This is a genomic window from Acaryochloris sp. IP29b_bin.137 (assembly GCF_028285745.1).
Classification (GTDB): Bacteria; Cyanobacteriota; Cyanobacteriia; order Thermosynechococcales; family Thermosynechococcaceae; genus Acaryochloris.
This window is the reverse complement of the sequence record NZ_JANQOP010000152.1, coordinates 1-17,391: the sequence shown is the minus strand read 5'-3', so window position 1 is coordinate 17,391 and position 17,391 is coordinate 1. Positions and strand designations below refer to the sequence as shown.

15 protein-coding genes, 1 tRNA gene and 1 pseudogene are annotated in these 17,391 nt (G+C 47.2%); 8 read left to right on the top strand and 9 right to left on the bottom strand.

Annotated features, from left to right (window positions below):
* Window positions 1-3: 3 nt before the first annotated feature.
* Window positions 4-85 (bottom strand) — tRNA-Leu (locus Q0991_RS11695).
* Window positions 86-328: 243 nt separating this feature from the next.
* On the opposite strand from Q0991_RS11695, the gene Q0991_RS11690 reads away from it, so the two are divergent.
* Together Q0991_RS11690 and Q0991_RS11685 are read left to right on the top strand one after the other, a co-directional pair.
* The gene (locus tag Q0991_RS11690; RefSeq protein ID WP_299488634.1) at window positions 329-1,558 is read left to right on the top strand and encodes a DUF445 family protein; all 1,230 of its coding nucleotides are present in this window, start codon (window positions 329-331) and stop codon (window positions 1,556-1,558) included.
* 153 nt (window positions 1,559-1,711) lie between these two features.
* Window positions 1,712-2,728, top strand: coding sequence for an ABC transporter ATP-binding protein (locus Q0991_RS11685; protein WP_299488631.1), 1,017 nt, complete (start codon window positions 1,712-1,714; stop codon window positions 2,726-2,728).
* Here the strand turns inward: Q0991_RS11685 and Q0991_RS11680 are convergent.
* The 3 genes from Q0991_RS11680 to Q0991_RS11670 all read right to left on the bottom strand — a co-directional run bounded on the left by Q0991_RS11680 (window position 2,725) and on the right by Q0991_RS11670 (window position 5,711).
* Complete coding sequence (locus Q0991_RS11680) at window positions 2,725-3,531, bottom strand: Stp1/IreP family PP2C-type Ser/Thr phosphatase (protein ID WP_299488629.1); 807 nt, start codon at window positions 3,529-3,531, stop codon at window positions 2,725-2,727. The genes Q0991_RS11685 and Q0991_RS11680 overlap by 4 nt on opposite strands.
* A gap of 129 nt (window positions 3,532-3,660) precedes the next feature.
* Window positions 3,661-5,391 (bottom strand): AarF/ABC1/UbiB kinase family protein, encoded by a 1,731-nt coding sequence (locus tag Q0991_RS11675; protein ID WP_299488627.1) that lies wholly within the window; start codon window positions 5,389-5,391, stop codon window positions 3,661-3,663.
* Window positions 5,391-5,711 carry a DUF6825 family protein gene (locus Q0991_RS11670; protein WP_299488625.1) on the bottom strand — a complete coding sequence of 107 codons (321 nt, stop codon included), beginning with the start codon at window positions 5,709-5,711 and terminating at the stop codon, window positions 5,391-5,393. The genes Q0991_RS11675 and Q0991_RS11670 overlap by 1 nt, the downstream gene beginning before the upstream one ends.
* A gap of 328 nt (window positions 5,712-6,039) precedes the next feature.
* Between Q0991_RS11670 and clpS the strand changes: the two genes are divergently transcribed.
* A complete protein-coding gene (clpS, locus tag Q0991_RS11665) occupies window positions 6,040-6,321 on the top strand; it encodes an ATP-dependent Clp protease adapter ClpS (RefSeq protein ID WP_299488623.1) in 282 nt (93 codons plus the stop codon).
* Between the two features lie 10 nt (window positions 6,322-6,331).
* Here the strand turns inward: clpS and Q0991_RS11660 are convergent, their stop codons facing one another.
* The 3 genes from Q0991_RS11660 to Q0991_RS11650 form a co-directional block, all read right to left on the bottom strand.
* Window positions 6,332-6,703: a hypothetical protein gene (locus tag Q0991_RS11660; protein ID WP_299488621.1), complete on the bottom strand. Its 372-nt coding sequence runs from the start codon at window positions 6,701-6,703 to the stop codon at window positions 6,332-6,334.
* A gap of 134 nt (window positions 6,704-6,837) precedes the next feature.
* Window positions 6,838-7,191, bottom strand: coding sequence for a hypothetical protein (locus tag Q0991_RS11655; RefSeq protein WP_299488619.1), 354 nt, complete (start codon window positions 7,189-7,191; stop codon window positions 6,838-6,840).
* Between the two features lie 148 nt (window positions 7,192-7,339).
* Window positions 7,340-8,677 (bottom strand): 16S rRNA (cytosine(967)-C(5))-methyltransferase, encoded by a 1,338-nt coding sequence (locus Q0991_RS11650; protein ID WP_299488617.1) that lies wholly within the window; start codon window positions 8,675-8,677, stop codon window positions 7,340-7,342.
* Here Q0991_RS11650 and Q0991_RS11645 point away from each other — a divergent pair.
* From Q0991_RS11645 to Q0991_RS11625, 5 genes and pseudogenes are all read left to right on the top strand, one after another.
* Window positions 8,673-8,794 (top strand): annotated as a pseudogene (locus Q0991_RS11645) (IS1 family transposase); the annotation flags it as partial. The gene Q0991_RS11650 and the pseudogene Q0991_RS11645 sit on opposite strands and share 5 nt — an antisense overlap.
* Window positions 8,795-9,057: 263 nt before the next feature.
* A complete protein-coding gene (locus Q0991_RS11640; protein ID WP_299488615.1) occupies window positions 9,058-9,834 on the top strand; it encodes a hypothetical protein in 777 nt (258 codons plus the stop codon).
* Window positions 9,835-10,195: 361 nt separating this feature from the next.
* Window positions 10,196-10,945 (top strand): ABC transporter ATP-binding protein, encoded by a 750-nt coding sequence (locus tag Q0991_RS11635; protein ID WP_299488613.1) that lies wholly within the window; start codon window positions 10,196-10,198, stop codon window positions 10,943-10,945.
* Complete coding sequence (locus tag Q0991_RS11630) at window positions 10,945-13,563, top strand: ABC transporter permease (RefSeq protein WP_299488611.1); 2,619 nt, start codon at window positions 10,945-10,947, stop codon at window positions 13,561-13,563. Before Q0991_RS11635 ends, Q0991_RS11630 begins: the two co-directional genes overlap by 1 nt.
* Before the next feature lie 2 nt (window positions 13,564-13,565).
* Window positions 13,566-14,696, top strand: a complete 1,131-nt coding sequence (locus Q0991_RS11625; protein WP_299488609.1) for a lipocalin-like domain-containing protein — start codon at window positions 13,566-13,568, stop codon at window positions 14,694-14,696.
* 192 nt (window positions 14,697-14,888) lie between these two features.
* Here Q0991_RS11625 and Q0991_RS11620 read toward each other — a convergent pair whose 3' ends face one another.
* Together Q0991_RS11620 and Q0991_RS11615 are read right to left on the bottom strand one after the other, a co-directional pair.
* Window positions 14,889-15,920 carry a hypothetical protein gene (locus tag Q0991_RS11620; RefSeq protein WP_299488607.1) on the bottom strand — a complete coding sequence of 344 codons (1,032 nt, stop codon included), beginning with the start codon at window positions 15,918-15,920 and terminating at the stop codon, window positions 14,889-14,891.
* 5 nt (window positions 15,921-15,925) lie between these two features.
* Window positions 15,926-17,391 (bottom strand): ATP-binding protein (locus Q0991_RS11615; RefSeq protein ID WP_299488605.1); only part of this gene is annotated, 1,466 nt, incomplete at its 5' end.

The following is a 17,391-nucleotide window of genomic DNA, read 5'->3' as shown; positions in this document are numbered from 1 at the left end:
GAATGCGGACGAAAGGACTTGAACCTTCACACTTTGCAGTACTAGAACCTAAATCTAGCGCGTCTACCAATTCCGCCACGTCCGCAAATTTGGCTTTACCATCATAGCGCAGCTTTTGATGCGAAACGGCAGGTCGCCACAAATTTGGAAAAGGAATATCGACAGGCTTATCCAATCATGTTTGGATAAACTTCAGATCAGCGGTTCAACGACCGATGCGGACGAATGGAAACCTTTAAGATTCAGCCTGGTTTGCCTAAAGATCGCAGCTGGATTAATTGAGGGTAAGCTTTTTTCAGAGGGGGCTGTCATTGATGAGGCAAACGGATTGGACTGGTCTACCCTGGGCGTCATAATTGTGCCCCCCATTGCCGGGGGCATTATTGGCTATTTCACCAATGACCTCGCCATCGCCATGTTGTTTAAGCCCTATCGATCCATCCAGCTAGGCGATCGACGACTCCCTTTTACCCCGGGTTTAATCCCCCGCAACCAGGAACGGTTGGCGCAGAAAGTATCTGACGCAATCATGACTTCCTTGTTGACGCCAGAAGAGTTGCAAGCCGTTGCCCAGCGATTGTTACAGACAGAACGAGTACAAGGCGCAATTTTCTGGTTGTTACAACTTGCGTTAGATCAAGTGAGGTCCGATACCGATCAGAGAACCGCTCAAATTCTCGCCAATATTCTGAGGGACTTTGCCGATCAATCGCTGCCGCGAATTATTGTGGCCTTGGCACGACGGGAAGATTTTCTCCAGGATCAGCTGGACCAAGTGTTTGATCAGGTTTTATTGGATGTACAACTGACCGACGAGCAAGCCCAACAGCTCGCTAACTGGATTATTAACGTTGTTGTGCCCCCCGACACCTTGCGGCTATTGCTGATCGACTTCCTCACGGATCGCAATATTGCCATTCTGGATCGCGATCTGCGCACTAAAACCAGCGGGACCTATTGGTTAGTCGCCAATGTGATGGGAGCCCAGAGTGGCCTCGTAAAGTTACGAACTTTTTGCATCGAAGAGAAGCTGGCCTGTAATGCAATTGTGGCGGAATTGCTGGCATCCCTGGGAATTCGCCAACGTTTTATCGAATGGCTCGCGAGTTTATCCCTGCAAAATTTGCCCGTTCGGACCGTGCGACAACTCCGACAGCAATTTCGCGAAAGTGTGCGGGGGTACACCCAGAACAAAGGGATTTCCGTCTTGCAAAATCTTGGAACTTCCGTAGATTGGAATGAAACCGCCATGCTGATTGTCAATCGCTTGCGGACCTCAGAGGTGGTTGCCACCTCCCTTAAAGATATCAGTGAAGACTTAGCCTTGATTTTGGAGCGATACTTAGAGCGCGATTTGGAAATGATTGTGATGAAGGCTCTGCCTATCCTCAATCTTGATCAGGTCATTATTGATCGGGTCAACCACACCGCTCCCGAAGACTTAGAAGCGGCCATTCAGGGCCTTGTCAAAACAGAGTTGCGGGCCATCGTCATCCTGGGAGGGGTTCTGGGGGTTGTGATTGGTCTGATCCAGTCTCTAATTCTGTTGTTTACTTAAAAACAGGGCTACAGATCTCGATAAATTGAGTACATCATCCCTCTTAAATACTCTTGGGTTTAAGAGTCAATCAAAACTAGGGAAAGATAAGGACAGAATTTATGTTGTCTAGCTACTCAAAAGGTTGATTCCCTTTTTTCTTTCCCCAAAGTCATGAATTCCGAATCCAAAATCACACCTTCATCCACCAATTCTTCATCTAGCAAGACTGCAGTTTCCGGACCTGCTGAACAGCAACCGATTATTCAAACGTTTAGTTTACGCAAGACCTATCGCACTGGTTTTTGGATGAACAAAACCGTTACTTCCCTGCAGCAATGCAGTGTTCAGGTCATGCCGGGTGAGACGTTTGGTTTATTGGGGCCTAATGGTGCCGGAAAAACGACCTTATTGAAAATTCTTTTGGGGCTTGCCAAACCGTCTGCAGGTAGAGGGTTTCTGTTGGGTAAGCCGCTGGGTGACCGATCTGCCAAGCAGTATATTGGATATCTACCAGAAAACGCTTACTTCTACGACTATTTGACGGGTTGGGAATTTCTGAAGTATGCAGCGGGACTATTCCAAATCCCAGAAAAAGTGCAGAAACGTCGGATCCCAGAATTATTAGATCTGGTGGGGCTTGATCGCAAAGCGGCCAAGAAAAAGCAAATGCGACGCTATTCCAAGGGCATGTTGCAACGAGTCGGCATGGCTCAAGCCTTGATCAATGACCCCAAACTCGTGTTCTTGGATGAGCCGATGTCCGGTCTCGATCCCATGGGACGATACCAAATGCGGGAAATCATCTTGTCTCTCAAAGAGCAGGGCAAGACGGTCTTTTTCAATAGCCACGTTTTATCGGATGTGGAAGTGATTTGCGATCGCGTCGCCATCCTCGCTTTAGGGGAACTGATTTGCGAAGGAACCCTTGATCAGCTTTTGGGGGCAAAGACCCAAAAGTACCAGGTCAAAGGACGAGGCGGCAAGCCACAAGCTTTAGCAAACTTGCTAATCGATTTTGAAATGCAGGCAGAACAGTGGCATGGTCAGCTTCAAGCCAACCCCCAACAATTTCTATCTAGCCTTGAGCAAATGGGCGGGACTTTGGTCGAAATGAAAATGGTACGCCAGTCCCTAGAAGATTTCTTTATTCAACAACTGCGACAGCGAGGCATTCACAAAAGCCGCTAGTCTTCACCCAAATCGCCAGTGGGATCATCATCAAGCGCAATGTCATTCGCCCAATTCGCGCTATCCTCTTCCGCCTCTCCCACGGCAACGAGTACGACTGTGATATTGTCTTGGCCGCCTTCCTCTTTGGCGGCTTCCACTAAAGCACTGACCACCTCTTCACAAGGATGGTTAGCTTGAAAGAATGGAGCAATCTGCTCGTCGGCTAACTCTTCCGTTAGCCCATCACTACACAGCAATAGCTGATCGCCAGCCTTTACATCCAAAGGCTGAATCCCAATTTCATCTAATTCTTCCCTGCCCAGACACTGAGCCAGAACATGACGCCATGGGTGACGCCGAGCTTGTTCGGTGGTCAGCAGTCCAGACTTGACAGCTTGAGAGATCCAAGTATGGTCTTCTGTCACTTGATCGAGTTGAGAACCTCTCCAGCGATAGAGTCGCGAATCCCCAATATGGGCACACCAGGGTTGTCCTTCAGCAGGAAATAGGACAACCACAACGGTTGTTCCCATATCAGCTCGCTCTGGATACTCTTTTTGATTCTGGATAATATCTTGATTGGCTTGCCGTAGCGCTTTTTCTAGTAATTCAGGGGGATTCAGCTGAGATTGCCAATTGCTCTCCAAAAATGCTTGGATGGTTTCAGCTGCGATGCGACTGGCTTCTTCGCCGCCTGCATGACCTCCCATGCCATCCGCCACGATAAAAAAACGGCCTTCGGGTTCATCTATGCGGTAAGAGTCCTGATTTGCTTTTCGGACTAGTCCCTGATCGCTAAGGCCAGCAAACAGACGTTTCATATCAGATTCAACGATTTGATTTTTCCTCTACAGTGATCACTCGTAACTTCAATCAAGAAGATTATACTAGGCCCCAGATATTCCTACAGTCTAGCGAAAAAGCACCATTCCTGATGCGACTCTAGAATGCTACAACATTCGCTCAAAACTGTCATAGCGTTTAATTCTTAACAGAAGCCGCAAAAACACTAGACTCGCCAGCGCGGCAACGAAAGCTGCGATCGCAGCTAGCCATACATACTTATTCACCAGCAAAATGGTGGCGGATAGCGTAAATGCCCCGATAAGCAGCGCATAGTTCGTTCCCATATGGGTTAAGTTCAACCGACGGAGAATTCGGTCCGTTTCAGCCGAACGAACCCGCATCCGCAGATCGCCCTGCTCCAATTTATCAAGGGTATCCTCCATGCGACGAGGTAACCCCAAAGCCGTATTGCTGACCTGTGCGGCTTGTCTTCCCAACTCCCCGAATAAATCACCCCTTTGATTGTTCGAAAACCCACCGTTTGTCATAAGCTCCGCTGCAAAAGGTTCTGCAACCTCCATAAAGTTAAACGAGGGATCTAGCCCCCTACCCACCCCTTCTAGAGTAGAAAAGGCCCGCATTACAAATGTAAACGTTGCGGGGAAGCGAAAGGGCTGATCATAGGCAATCTCAAACAGGTCATCCCCAATTTGAGCAACAGATTGCTGATCAAACGGCTGTCCCATAAAATTATCCAACATATATTGGATCGATCGCCGGATTGGCCCCATATCCTCTACCGGCAATAGTGCCCCTAAATCAATCAAAGAAGCAATGACTTTATTCGCATCTTTTTGAGCAAATCCAAAAAAGGTCTTCAGCAGCTTCTCTCGGGTAATCGGCGTGATCCGACCCATCATGCCAAAATCGTAAAAAATCAGTTGCCCATCAGAACTCACTGCCAAATTACCTGGGTGGGGATCTGCGTGGAAGAAACCATCTGTCAGTAATTGGTAGAGATAGGCTTTTGCACTCAATTGGGCAATCTGCTTGCGATCAATCCCGGCTGCATCAATCGCATCGTAATTGCTTATTTTGAGACCCGGGACATACTCTAAAGTGAGGACACGCGGAGTAGCGTATCGCCAAAATACTCGGGGAATATACACCCACGTCTGCTCCCGAAAATTACGGCGAAACTGATCTGCATTCCGGCCCTCATTTAAGTAGTCGATTTCTTCGTACAAAATCTTGCAGCATTCTTCATAGATGCCTAGCCAGTCTCGCCCAGGCCCCCATTTCGGATGATTCTGAAAATAATGGGCAATGCCCTTTAGAATTCTGAGATCAATATCAAATAGTTTTTTGAGACCGGGTCGCTGGATCTTGACGACAACCTCCTCCCCCGATTGCAGTTGGGCACGATGAACCTGCCCCAAACTGGCTGCAGCTAAGGGAATAGGATCGAAACTACAATAAAGCTCTGGAATGGTTCTGCCAAAGTCTTGTTCAATAATGCGTTCAACAATTTCGTAGTTAAACGCAGGCACGCGATCCTGGAGTTTCGAGAGTTCCTCGACGTACTCGGCGGGAAACAGATCGGCACGGGTCGAAAACAATTGCCCGACCTTGATAAAGGTGGGACCTAGATCAAGGAGCGTCTCCCGAATCCAGACGGCTTGCTTTCTTCGTCTCGCTGCTCGTTTCGCTTCCGTCATCCCTCCGAGATAGCTCCAGGATTTACTGAGCCACCAGCGAGAGCTGAGTAACTGCAGTACAAAAGCCCAAATATCCACAAAACGACGTTGGCGGGAATAATTGTCTCGATTCCAGCGATAGGCTTTGCGATTTTGTTTTGGAAAGGTCAACTCAGAGGCGGAAACTGACACAAGCACTAACTAGAATGGCTGCGGTAATTTTGCAGGGCTGAGCGGAGTTGGGCAATTTCTGCCCGCAACTCATCAATGGTTTCTTGCAAGTCAGCAGAATTAGACGCAGTACTCGGGGCTGATGAGTAACCTTGGGGGTTACGAGCAGCCTCAGTATCAGCTCTTTCCATGACCTGGTTGGTAAATTGGCGGAGTTTTTCCCGCTGTTCAGCATCGAATTTACCGACATTACTCAAGGTATCTGTGAGTTGATGTTCGATCTCTTCATACAACACTTCAGCAGTGGCTCGACCCAAGAAAAATGCACGAATTATAGGGTTGGTCATGGGATAGGATCGGTAAGATGGCTTCGCAGAAATTATAACTTTATAACTTGCCTCTTTACACTCCTGCTCCGTACGGGGATTGCAGAATCTCTGAAGCCAAAAACTGAGGTTAATCACTATCCCATATGGACTTGTTCTTAATCATCTAGCCTCTTGGAAAAGCATTGCCAGGGACAACGGTGTATTTCTCCTGGAATATTGACAAAACAGGAGAGACCGCTTAGGGTTCAGAGTTAAAATATCTATAGGTGAGTGTTTGCACCTCACCCTAGAATTTCAAGTTGCTGTGCCCTTCTGTTGTTATTCAATCGTATTGAGCCAAACGACAATGTCTGTTGAAACACTGGAAAAACGTTCTACAAGCCGCAAGTTGGCACCCAAATATCGTGTTTTGCTCCATAATGATGATTTCAACCCAATGGAGCATGTTGTTCAGGTTTTGCTGCAAACCGTTCCCAATCTGACGCAACCCCAAGCGGTAAGCGTGATGATGGAAGCCCACACCAACGGCATTGCCCTGGTGATTACCTGCGCGTTTGAACATGCTGAATTCTATTGTGAAACCCTGAAGATGCACGGTTTAACGAGCACCATTGAACCCGACGAATAGGTGGGCCACTTTATTCTCCACTGACCATGTACCAGCGGCCCTTTTTTTGCACCAGAAACACCTTACCGTCCGCCTTACCATCTTTGTTCTTGAGGCTAATGGTAGCTTTATCTCCCATAATCTGAGCAGGATCATAGCTTCCCTGGGAAACTTCTTCGGAAAAGCGAGCCTGCTGATCTGCAGTGGCATCGCTAAGATCACAAATTTTTTGGATGCCTTGGTCAGCCTCTGGGGCGCATAACCCTTTTAATTCCTGATAATTCTTGGATGAGGCCACTTCGAAAACCTTTTGGACCACTCCTTCAGGTGTTGCTTGTATCCCCGGATCTGTACAAGCCGCCAAAAAAAGGACCCCAACGAAAAAGCCTTGCCCGAAGTTCATGGTAGTGGTCCTTAGCAAATTGCTGCTGGTTGATAGTGATCTATATTCACAACTTTTCAGGAATATTGCTCCAGCGATTGGGTTATACCCATGCTTTATTGGTACAACCCCTACTCCTGCAGGCGTTGTAAATATCAAGCCCCGTTTTCTTGAATGAGGTCAAATCGTAGAGAATGCTGCTGGTGGGGCTGCATAACGGCTTCTACAGTTGCCGTGTAGCCTGAGAATTCTGTATTTCCCCTTATCTCTGCGGTCAGGAAGCGATGCACAAAGGCTTCTTTCTGTTCGGGCTGCGCTTCGGAAATTTCGCAGATAATATTGGCGGTCGTTTCTGCCTGTGGTGCGCACAAGGAGCTGAGTTGTCTTAATTCCCGGGTTTTGGCAGCGTCCAGTATTTTTTGAATCACCCTTTCGGGGGTAGATTGAACGCCACCTTGGCAAGCAGCAATGGCGGACATTGAGACAAATAATAGGAGCTTTTTTAGCATGGGCTACTGTCTCAGGAGCAGGGACAGAAGGGATTGATGTGGCAAATTATACACAGAATTGAATGTCGGGAATCCAACGTAAAACTAGGTTTTATGAAGTACTCATAACTATTGTCAAACTGAGTATCATCTACAATTTGTGCGAGCCTTAAATTTGTTGTAAGAGGGCTATAAAAAAACCATCCATCTGACGTTGGTGAGGCCAAATCTTAAGACCTGTGGCCTGTTGATCTGGACTCAGCCATTGCTTTGCAGCAAGACGTTGGCTTTTCCAATTTGGCTTTTGCGCCAGAAACTGCTCAATCACCTTTTCGTTCTCTTGGGAGTGCAGGGTGCAGGTGGAATACAGCAGATAGCCACCGGGCTTTACCCAACGAACGCTGTTCAGAAGAAGTTCGAGCTGGAGAACGGATAAGTCTTGAATGTTGTCTGGTGTTTGTCGCCAACGGGCGTCGGCATGACGATTAAGCGTGCCCATGCCTGAGCAAGGTGCATCCACCAGCACGTAGTCTGCGAGCGGGATATGGTTGGGAAGGTGACGACTGTCCCCGGTCCAAATCTGGACCATGTTGATCTGCAAACGCTGAAGATTCTGTTGCAACTTGCGCAGACGAGACGGGGTGCGATCGCACGCCCAAATCTCCCCACGATTCTCCATTAGCTCCGCCATATGAGTCGTTTTCCCACCGGGTGCTGCACAGATATCAAGGGCAATAGCTCCGGGTTGAGGATTCAGCAAATGTCCGACTAGCTGGGCGCTCGCCTCCTGCACAGTCCATAAACCTTCCTGAAAGCCGGGCAATTGGGGAATCGGTCCGGATTTACCTTCGATTCTGAGGGCTTGGGGTAAATGAGGGAGTAGCGTTGTTGTGACCCCTGCTGCTGCGAGTTGCGATCGCACAACCTCTCGTTCCGTCTTCAGAGGATTAATCCGTAAGTCAATGTGGGGTGGCTGATTGCAATAATTACAGAGCTGCTCTGTCTCTTCTAGCCCAAGTTGTTTATTCCAGACCTGAACTATCCAATCGGGATAACTATATAAAATCCCTAATCGCTGGATGGGATCAGACGGTAACTCCAGGGGGTCTGTATGGTTGGTTGCTGCCCGTGCATATTGTCGGAGCAATCCATTGACAAAACCGGATAATCCTGACAATTGATTGTACTTAGCTAACTCTACGGTGGTGAAAATAGCGGCAGCATCGGGAATATGGTCTAAATAGCGGAGTTGATAGAGCCCAAGATGCAATAAGGTGCGGAGGTCGGGAGGCTGCTGATGAGCAGGCTTTTTGGCAAATTGATCAATCAGGGCATCCAGCGTGCGTTGGCGACGAACGCTGCCGTAGAGCAGCTCAGTCAATAGACGGCGGTCTGCATCCGATATTGTTTTCGGCATCACTCGGTTGAGGGCTACATCTGCATAGGCTCCTCGATGGACTGCTTTGAGGCTCTGAAATGCCAGTTGACGGGGATTGAGAGAAGTCATTTTCTGTGAACGCGAGAGCCGCGATTGGTATACGGCACAGAATGCACAACTTTTTACAATGGCGTTCAAGCGGTTTGGGAGTGTGTACAAGCCTGTGATGGGCTTCGGTGGTTTACCGTTCTCCTAAAGACTAGTGCCCAATATACGACATTCCGTCCGTGACTCTCAATGAGTTTGATATATTTGCAGGCAAACAAAAAGACTTGAGTTATGTTAGCCTGTGTCGGCTGAATATTATACAGAAAAAAGTTTTAAGTAAATTCTTTCATAACATAAAACCCAAAATGAGTTGACTATTTAATTATTTTTCTGTAATATAATATTCTCTAGCAAATAGGCTTAAAGAAGAATCCAAATTCTCATATATACGAAATAAGTTGATGGCAGCAATTAATTTTTCCAGACTTAATTCGCGTATCATACGTGCGATAAAGTACCCCATACTCTTACTTCTATATCAATTTGGTATTAGACAAAAAAAGATTTTTGCAATTGGGTTCAATAAATGTGGAACAACATCACTACATTCTCTTTTTCAATCCCTAGGGCTCTCATCCTATCATGGCACTAAATGGCGGACAAATCCGGAACCCAGTTTTTTCCTACTGTATGACTGTTTCAGTGATGGCAGGCCGAGTGGTGAACTTGCTAAGCTTGCTAAGCTTGATGAACTATTTCCTGGATCAAAATTCATTCTCCAAGTGCGAGAACTAAATAATTGGGTCTATAGCCGACTAGAACATATTGAAAGGCAAAAACAAGAAAATCCTAATAAAGCAAGAAGTCAATATTGGGATGAGACGGAAGAAGCGGTGAAACTGTGGATCAAGAATAGAAATAATTATCATTCATTTGTACTTTCATACTTTTCGGAAAGACCATCAGACTTGTTGATTGTTAACTATATCCGAGATGAATTAGCAGCTGAAAAAATCTGCCATTTTCTTGGTTATGATTGTGAATTGAAAAAGCCAAAGAAAAACGTTGCTCCAAAGAAAAATCGCTCGCTTAAACATCGCAATTTATTGATTAATAGTATAGAGTCATTGGGAATACATGAAAGTGAAACAGAGTATGATATTCTTTGTCCAAGCCTAATAGATAAAGATTCAAAAGATAGCTTACCTTTGGATACGAGCGAACTAAAAAACTCATGAATGTGGCACTGGTCTGCAAACAGGAAGGATCTAGCTAAAATGCACCCGACGCGACCTAATTCGATCCAGTTCCTTGGATAAATCCCACCACCATGCGTTGAGAAAACGATGAGCAGACCAAGCACAGAACGGATCATCCCCAGCAGACGCTGAGATGAAGGTCGTTCAGAGAAATACTGAGCTAAGCCCATTTGCAAGGCATTCAGGAATTCACTGAAATCGTTATGAATGGTGCAGTTTGGAACTTCTGACCAGTAGAGGTTTCAAGTGTAGGTATTGTTAGTAGACTAGTGTCTGAGCTTGAGCCTTCAAAATGTTAACCTTTGTAAAGCATTTCTGTTCTTTTTCAGGTTAATTCACGATGGCTCAGTCTTCTCCCTGGCAAGAAGCGGCTTTAGACACAGGTACCCATAACATTCCAACCTTTGTTCAACTGGATAGACTGACTAAGTCTTTCCAAGAGGGGCTGGTTGACCGTCAGGTCTTGCGAGAGATAACGGCCACCTTTGCCACAGGTGAGTTTGTGGTGCTGTTGGGCCAAAGCGGTAGTGGCAAAAGTACCTTGCTCAATTTACTCAGCGGTATTGAACAGCCCACAACGGGACAAGTCACCATCAATTCTGTGAAATTGTCTGAACTGAATGAGCGAGATCGCACCTTGTTTCGCCGAGATCGCATCGGTTTTATCTTTCAATTTTTTAACCTGATCCCCACCCTGACGGTATTAGAGAATATCACCCTGCCCCAGGAATTAGCAGGTGTATCCCAGGCGGAGGTATCAAAAAAAGCGATCGCACTTTTGCAACGGGTGGGTCTCGAAGATCGAGGCGATGCTTTCCCTGATAAACTTTCGGGGGGACAGCAGCAGCGAGTGGCCATTGCCAGGGCCTTGGTCCATGACCCGATGTTGGTCTTAGCCGATGAACCCACAGGAAATCTGGATGAGGAAACAGGCAAGATTGTGCTGGATCTGCTGCTAGAGCTAACCCGTTCGGCCCAGAAAACCCTGATTATGGCCACTCATAACCCCGAGATTGCCCAACTGGCTGATCGAGTGGTGCGGATGCTGGATGGTCACCTGGTGGAAGACACTCGACTGGGGGCGGCCTGATGACCGCAGCCTTAGAACCCCAAAAAGAACCTCAAAGCTCCAATCGGCCCCTGTGGCGAATGGCCTGGCGACGCTTTCAGCAGCGCTCCTTGCAATATATTCTCTGTTTGCTGGGGGTAGCCTTGGGGGTGGCCATGCTGGTGTCCATTGACCTGGCCAATGGCTCCGCTCAAACGGCTTTTGAATTATCTACAGATGCGATCGCAGGTCGGGCAACCCACCAAATTGAATCCATTGCTCCTGCTGGCATTGATGAGTCCGTTTATCTGCAAATTCGCCAACAGGCGGGCCTCACTAAAACCGCCCCCATTGTGGATGGCTATGTCTTGGCTCCTGACTTGGGTAACCAGCCCATGCGCCTCGTCGGGGTAGATTTATTCTCAGAACCACCCTTTCGCAATTACTTTGCCCCGGAGAATCAAACCGTGGGGTTGGCAGGCTTACAAACCTTTTTGACCGAACCCAATACCGTCGTCCTCTCCACGGATGTGGCCCGACGCTATCAGGTGGATTTAGGCGATACCCTGACTCTTGATGTGGCCGGACGTCTAGTGCCAGTGCGGTTAGTGGGCAAGGTACAGCCGGAGAGCACCACCGCCCAGCGGGCCTTAAGCAGCCTGATTTTTACCGATATTGCCACGGCCCAAGAGATCTTGCAGATGGAAGGGCACCTCAGCCATATTGATCTGATTGCTGAAGCAGAGGGAGACTTGGATGCGATCTCATCTCTACTACCCGAAGACGCCAGACTAGAAACCGCTGCTGCTCAAAAAAACGCCGTGCGGCAGATGACGGCAGCCTTCCGGTTAAACCTGACGGCCCTCAGCCTGCTGGCCTTGGTGGTGGGCATGTTTCTGATATACAACACCGTTACCTTTAGTGTGGTCCAGCGCCGTCCTCTATTTGGAGTGCTGCGCTGCTTAGGCACCACCCCCAGGCAGCTTTTTACCCTGATTATGGGTGAAACGGCCATTCTGGGAATTCTCGGATCAGTTCTGGGGCTAGGATTAGGGATTGTGCTGGCCCGAAGCATTGTTGGCCTGATTACCCAAACCATCAACGACTTTTACTTTGTGGTCAGTGTGCAGCAGGTGGCTATCCCGCCCATCTTGCTACTAAAGGGGGTTCTGATTGGCATTAGCTCAGCTCTGCTCGCTGCTTTGGTGCCTGCCATAGAAGCCATGCGCACCAGCCCCCAAACCATCTTGCAGCGCTCCTCCTTAGAAAATAAGGTGCAAAAGCTTCTGCCCTGGCTTTTTCTAAGCTGGGTGGTGATTACGGTGATTGGTATTGGCCTATTGCGACTGCAAGCAGGATTAGTGGTGGCCTTTGCAGGTCTATTTGCCATCGTCCTTGGGTCCGCATTGCTGACGCCTCCTGTCACCGCTACCTTGATGAAGTTGGTGCAGCCCCTTACCCAGTCCCTGGGCGTATTGGGGCGGTTAGCCCCTCGAGATATTGTTCGATCCTTGAGCCGTACTTCAGTTGCGATCGCAGCCCTAATGGTGGCAGTTTCAGTGATTGTCGGCGTTTCAATTATGGTGGGGTCTTTCCGGGTTACTGTAGTCCAGTGGCTGGATCAAACCCTGCAGGCGGATATCTATGTCACTCCACCTAGTACCACCGCTAACCGGGTCTTAGGCCAACTCGATCCAGCCGTGGTAGCCGAAATGAAACGCTGGCCAGGGCTAGAGGATGTGGTCACCTATAACGATACCGATGCCACCGTCACTGCCTTTACCTATGGCGACGAGACCTTAGAAACTGAGCGGTCGATCAAACTGATTTCCGCTGAAGGCGATGTCTCCCACGGTCAACGTCCCTATTCCTGGCGACAGGATTCCATTGACCCGTGGCCTGCTCTGGATCGTGGCGAAGGCGTAATTGTCTCGGAAGCTCTGCTCCTCAAAGCCAATCTCAGCGATTCACCCACCTCAATTACTCTCGATAGCCCCCAGGGTCCGCAGACTTTTCCTGTCTTGGCAGTGTTTTACGATTATTCCTCGGATCAAGGCACAGTGATTTTAGACAACGATCCATTTATCCAGATCTGGGGGGACGAGGGGATTGCCTCTATGGGCCTATTTACCGCCCCCGATATTGACCTAGATACCGTAGTGGAGGATCTGAGGGAACGGTATCAGGGCCGTACGGACGTGGTGGTGCAATCCACACGCAGCCTTCGGGACGGCTCCCTAGAAATCTTTGATCGCACCTTTGCCATTACTCAAGCTCTGCGCTTACTAGCCGTGATCGTGGCATTTATCGGCGTTCTGAGCGCTTTGATGAGCCTGCAGCTAGAGCGCACCCGCGAAATTGGTATTCTCCGGGCCACGGGCATGACGCCTCAACAGCTCTGGTGGATGACTTTGCTGGAAACGGGGTTAATGGGCAATGTGGCGGGTTTTCTGGCCATGCCCCTCGGTTACGTGCTGGCCTGGATCTTAATCTACGTGATTAATGTGCGGTCCTTTGGCTGGACCCTTCAAATGCAGCTCAATCCCAGCTATTTCTGGCAGGCGTGGCTAGTGGCCATTGTGGCCGCTTTATTGGCAGGCATTTATCCGGCTTGGCGCCTGAGTCGGGTCACAGTCGCCAGCGCAATTCGGGAGGAGTAATTATGCAGCGATGGCTTGGATGGCTGATCAGTTTTGTTCTTGGGTTATTTGTCATGGGCAGCCCTGCTTGGGCCATGGAGCAGGGTACAGTGGAATGGGCTGGCCCCGCAGAGATTCCTGAATTTCAAAAAGCAACTGTCCCAATCAAGCTCTCGTTCCCCAAGGACTTCGGTCCCCATGAGGACTACCAAACTGAATGGTGGTACTACACGGGCAATCTAGAAACGGAATCTGGACGGCTCTTTGGCTATGAGTTAACCCTATTTCGTCGGGGCCTCACCCCCGGTTTACCTGACCAGCAGGGGTCCGCTTGGCGCAGTAATCAGGTCTATTTTTCCCATTTCACCCTTAGCGATATTGAGAATCAACAGTTTTACCCTGTGGAGCGATTTAATCGCGGGGCTGCAGAACTAGCAGGGGCACAGGCGAATCCTTACCGAATTTGGCTGGATGACTGGTCTGTCGAGGAAGTCCAACCAGGACAACTTCAGCTCCATGCTCAAGGGCCAGAAACTGCCCTGAATCTACAGGTATCGCTGACAACTCCTGTGTTGCAGGGAAATAAGGGTTTATTTGTTAAAGGCAGCGAGTTGGGGAATGCTGCCTATTACTACTCTGTGGTTCAACAACCCACACAAGGAACTGTCACTGTTCAAGGAGAAACCTTGACTGTTTCTGGTTCTAGCTGGACGGATCATGAATTTGCGACGAGACCGCTGAGTCAAGGTACTCAAGGTTGGGATTGGTTTTCCCTGCAATTAGAGGATGGTTCAGTGTTGATGCTCTATGGCCTTCGGTCTCATGATGGCTCTGACTTACCAGAATCCAGCGGAACCTTTATTAATGCAGAAGGTAAGGTGCTGCATTTAAATGGTAAGGATTATCAACTCCAGGTCTTAGATCGATGGACCAGCCCACAATCTCGGACCCAGTATCCCTCCAAATGGGTCATTTCTGTTCCTAAGCTTGATTTAGAGATGCAGGTGGCACCCATGATGAATAATCAGGAGTTACTCCTATCAACAAAGTATTGGGAGGGAGCAGTCAGTATTTCTGGAACCCAGTCCCAACAGCCGATTTGGGGTAAGGGTTATGTGGAACTCACAGGTTATGATCGTGAGCTGAGTTTTTAAGGTGTGACAGAATTTGGTAGTCAGGGTACTTCGAAAAATCAACTTTAATTGACAAAAACTAGATTTTATTGACAATTTACTACGAAAACAGAAGGGGGTCAATTGTTAAAGTTCTGAAGGAAATCTATTTTTCGAAGTGCCGGTCAGGTGAGATAATCTATCTGATAATGAATACCAGATAGTTATTATCCATCAACAACTTGTTCTCGTCTCAATAATTTTTTGTATGAGAGGGCGATATAAAGTGTTGTCTAGGTGGTTGCCATACCAACTTTCATAATCACCAAGAATGAGATGCTCTTGAATTTGACGAGCTTCTTCCAAAAGGATCCAAAGGTTATGTGTTGCTCGGTTCCGAAAACCATAGACTCCATGTGCTTTTAGACCTTCAAGACCATATTTATGACAAGCAGGGCATTGACATGCAGAGAGTATTTGCCATTCTCTGTCGCTTGGTTTACGACCTCGCCAACTTCCCAGATTAGCGACCATCCGGTCTCCAGTTCCTGGGAGTTGAACAAGTCCCCGTGCAGCTCGATTACGCCATCCGCTGGAATCAGCAGAGTTGATACCTAGTAATGCTGCAATATGAAGGGTAGCTGTTCCTCCAATCCCAAAAACATGAAGTTTTTTATCTTGAAATTCATGACGAACACACATCAGTTTCTCTAAGATCTTTTGAGGATGCATTGCTTTTGGTGCTTTAAGTAGGTTAGGCACAATTCCACCTAAAGCGATGAATTCCTTTTTAAGGAATGATTTGTAGGACTTTAATTGAAAAACATATTTGTCTAATACTTGACTAATATGAATAACAGGCACGTAATTGCCTTGCCTATATCGACGGTTCATATCCATCGTCAGTTCAAGACACTCTTTCTGCTTTACAAGAGACATTTTGGGCGAGGGAATGAAGTCTTGAGGAACTGGATACCAGTCAGGTTGTGCCTGCTTTACGAATTCAACATATTCTTTAACTGGTACTTCACTACCATGACGAATAAAGTAGAATGAGCCATTGTCTAAGTAGATCTTGATATGCGTTGGAACTTCTAAATATTGATGAAGCCCTTGTTCCATTGCCTTGCGTCTTCGAGCAGGCATTTTATGGAAGTCGGCATAAGAGATCATAACTGCCTGTAGTTGAGGGAGATAGTATTCAGATTCAGGATTCCAGACACGGGGTTTAAGGGCACTTAGGGGTGTTCCAGCAACAATCTCCAAATGCTCTATCTCCTAGATCTATTGGGTTTGGCAGCGCGATTAGCTTCTTCCAGCACTTCAAATGCATCCCTTTCTTCGCGTTCTCCACTAGATTGGGGCTTCTTAATACGCACCAAGACTGGAAAATTAATTAATTGCCCTGATAATATGGCTTCTCCAACATCCAAATCTGGTAGCATCTTAGCTTCATCTTCTCCAAGACTTTCAACAACCTTACGCACAAAGTTTTGATCAGCAGGGTTAACCATGCGCATAATGATGTATGAATTACACATCGCTAAAGTTGTTTCATCTAATCTGGATGGTCGCTGACTAATAAGAAGCAATCCAACCCCAAACTTCCGACCTTCCTGAGCAATTTGTTTAGTAACTCCGATAGATCTTACAATAGCAGGGTTATCTGATTTGGAAGGCACAAAATTGTGCGCTTCTTCAAGGACCATGAAATATTGATATGGCAAGCTTCCTTGAACTCTAGCTCTAAATAAATCTTTCGCAATTAATGTATATAAAGTGGCTTGAAGTAATTCAGTATAGCCTGCCAGAGAAATCACACTTATTTGGCCATAGTTAATTAAGCTTAGTCTTTCAATAGGTAATGGTTCTGCATTACCAGCACGTGATCTATTTATGTTTTCCATCTCGCGAAGAGCAAAAGCTGAACGGCGAAGTTTTCTGGCAAGGGCTTTAAAAGTCCCTGCTGAACGCCCATCTACTTTCCGAATGGCCTCGAATCCCAAATCGCTAAACTCATCGATAAACGAAGCGCTAGCATCTCTCTCCTCTTTATCACTAACCTTTTTACCTAAAATACCTACTGCGTCACAGATGTACGCCAATGCAAAAAGATCCCTCTGAATTGGATATGTTTGTATTCTTGAGTCTTGAATTACGTTATAGAGAAAATTCTTTATTTTGCCTGATGATATATTACTCTGACTTAATATCGTCTTCCTGCTTGAAAAAACTGACTCAAAAGCTTCTTCTTGAGGGATAGAAAGCTCTTCACCACTTAGACCATTGATTATCTTAATTGCATCATCAAAACTTCCATCCCAAATTGGTAGATCAGCGTAATATAGTTTAACTCTACTTTCTAACTGAGAGACTTCTTTGAGACCAGTATAATCTCCATGAGGGTCAAAAATAATTATTGGATAGTTCTTATTAGATAGCTCTTCAATAATTCGGCGTGATGTTACACTTTTGCCAGCTCCTGTCATAGCAAGAATTGCTAAGTGACGACTAACAATTGCATGACCGTCAACTTTAACATCAACTTCTGTTCGATTGGCAAGAGTAGCAAGATCTAGTGCACGGTTCTGTTTATCCTGTAACTCTCCTACTACTACACGAGCAATATCTTCTGAATTTGGACGATAAGCACTAGAAGCGGGTTGAGGAGGATAGCGCAGTTGATCCAACTTTCCTCTACCACTGCCATCTATGGGTTCAACTCCTAATACCTGAC

Excerpts from the sequence above, each read along its gene's own strand:
- Q0991_RS11685 (WP_299488631.1), top strand. The coding sequence starts at position 1,712 with ATGAATTCCGAATCCAAAATCACACCTTCATCCACCAATTCTTCATCT.
- Q0991_RS11680 (WP_299488629.1), bottom strand. The coding sequence starts at position 3,531 with ATGAAACGTCTGTTTGCTGGCCTTAGCGATCAGGGACTAGTCCGAAAA.
- Q0991_RS11670 (WP_299488625.1), bottom strand. The coding sequence starts at position 5,711 with ATGACCAACCCTATAATTCGTGCATTTTTCTTGGGTCGAGCCACTGCT.
- clpS (WP_299488623.1), top strand. The coding sequence starts at position 6,040 with ATGTCTGTTGAAACACTGGAAAAACGTTCTACAAGCCGCAAGTTGGCA.
- Q0991_RS11660 (WP_299488621.1), bottom strand. The coding sequence starts at position 6,703 with ATGAACTTCGGGCAAGGCTTTTTCGTTGGGGTCCTTTTTTTGGCGGCT.
- Q0991_RS11655 (WP_299488619.1), bottom strand. The coding sequence starts at position 7,191 with ATGCTAAAAAAGCTCCTATTATTTGTCTCAATGTCCGCCATTGCTGCT.
- Q0991_RS11650 (WP_299488617.1), bottom strand. The coding sequence starts at position 8,677 with ATGACTTCTCTCAATCCCCGTCAACTGGCATTTCAGAGCCTCAAAGCA.
- Q0991_RS11640 (WP_299488615.1), top strand. The coding sequence starts at position 9,058 with ATGGCAGCAATTAATTTTTCCAGACTTAATTCGCGTATCATACGTGCG.
- Q0991_RS11635 (WP_299488613.1), top strand. The coding sequence starts at position 10,196 with ATGGCTCAGTCTTCTCCCTGGCAAGAAGCGGCTTTAGACACAGGTACC.
- Q0991_RS11630 (WP_299488611.1), top strand. The coding sequence starts at position 10,945 with ATGACCGCAGCCTTAGAACCCCAAAAAGAACCTCAAAGCTCCAATCGG.
- Q0991_RS11625 (WP_299488609.1), top strand. The coding sequence starts at position 13,566 with ATGCAGCGATGGCTTGGATGGCTGATCAGTTTTGTTCTTGGGTTATTT.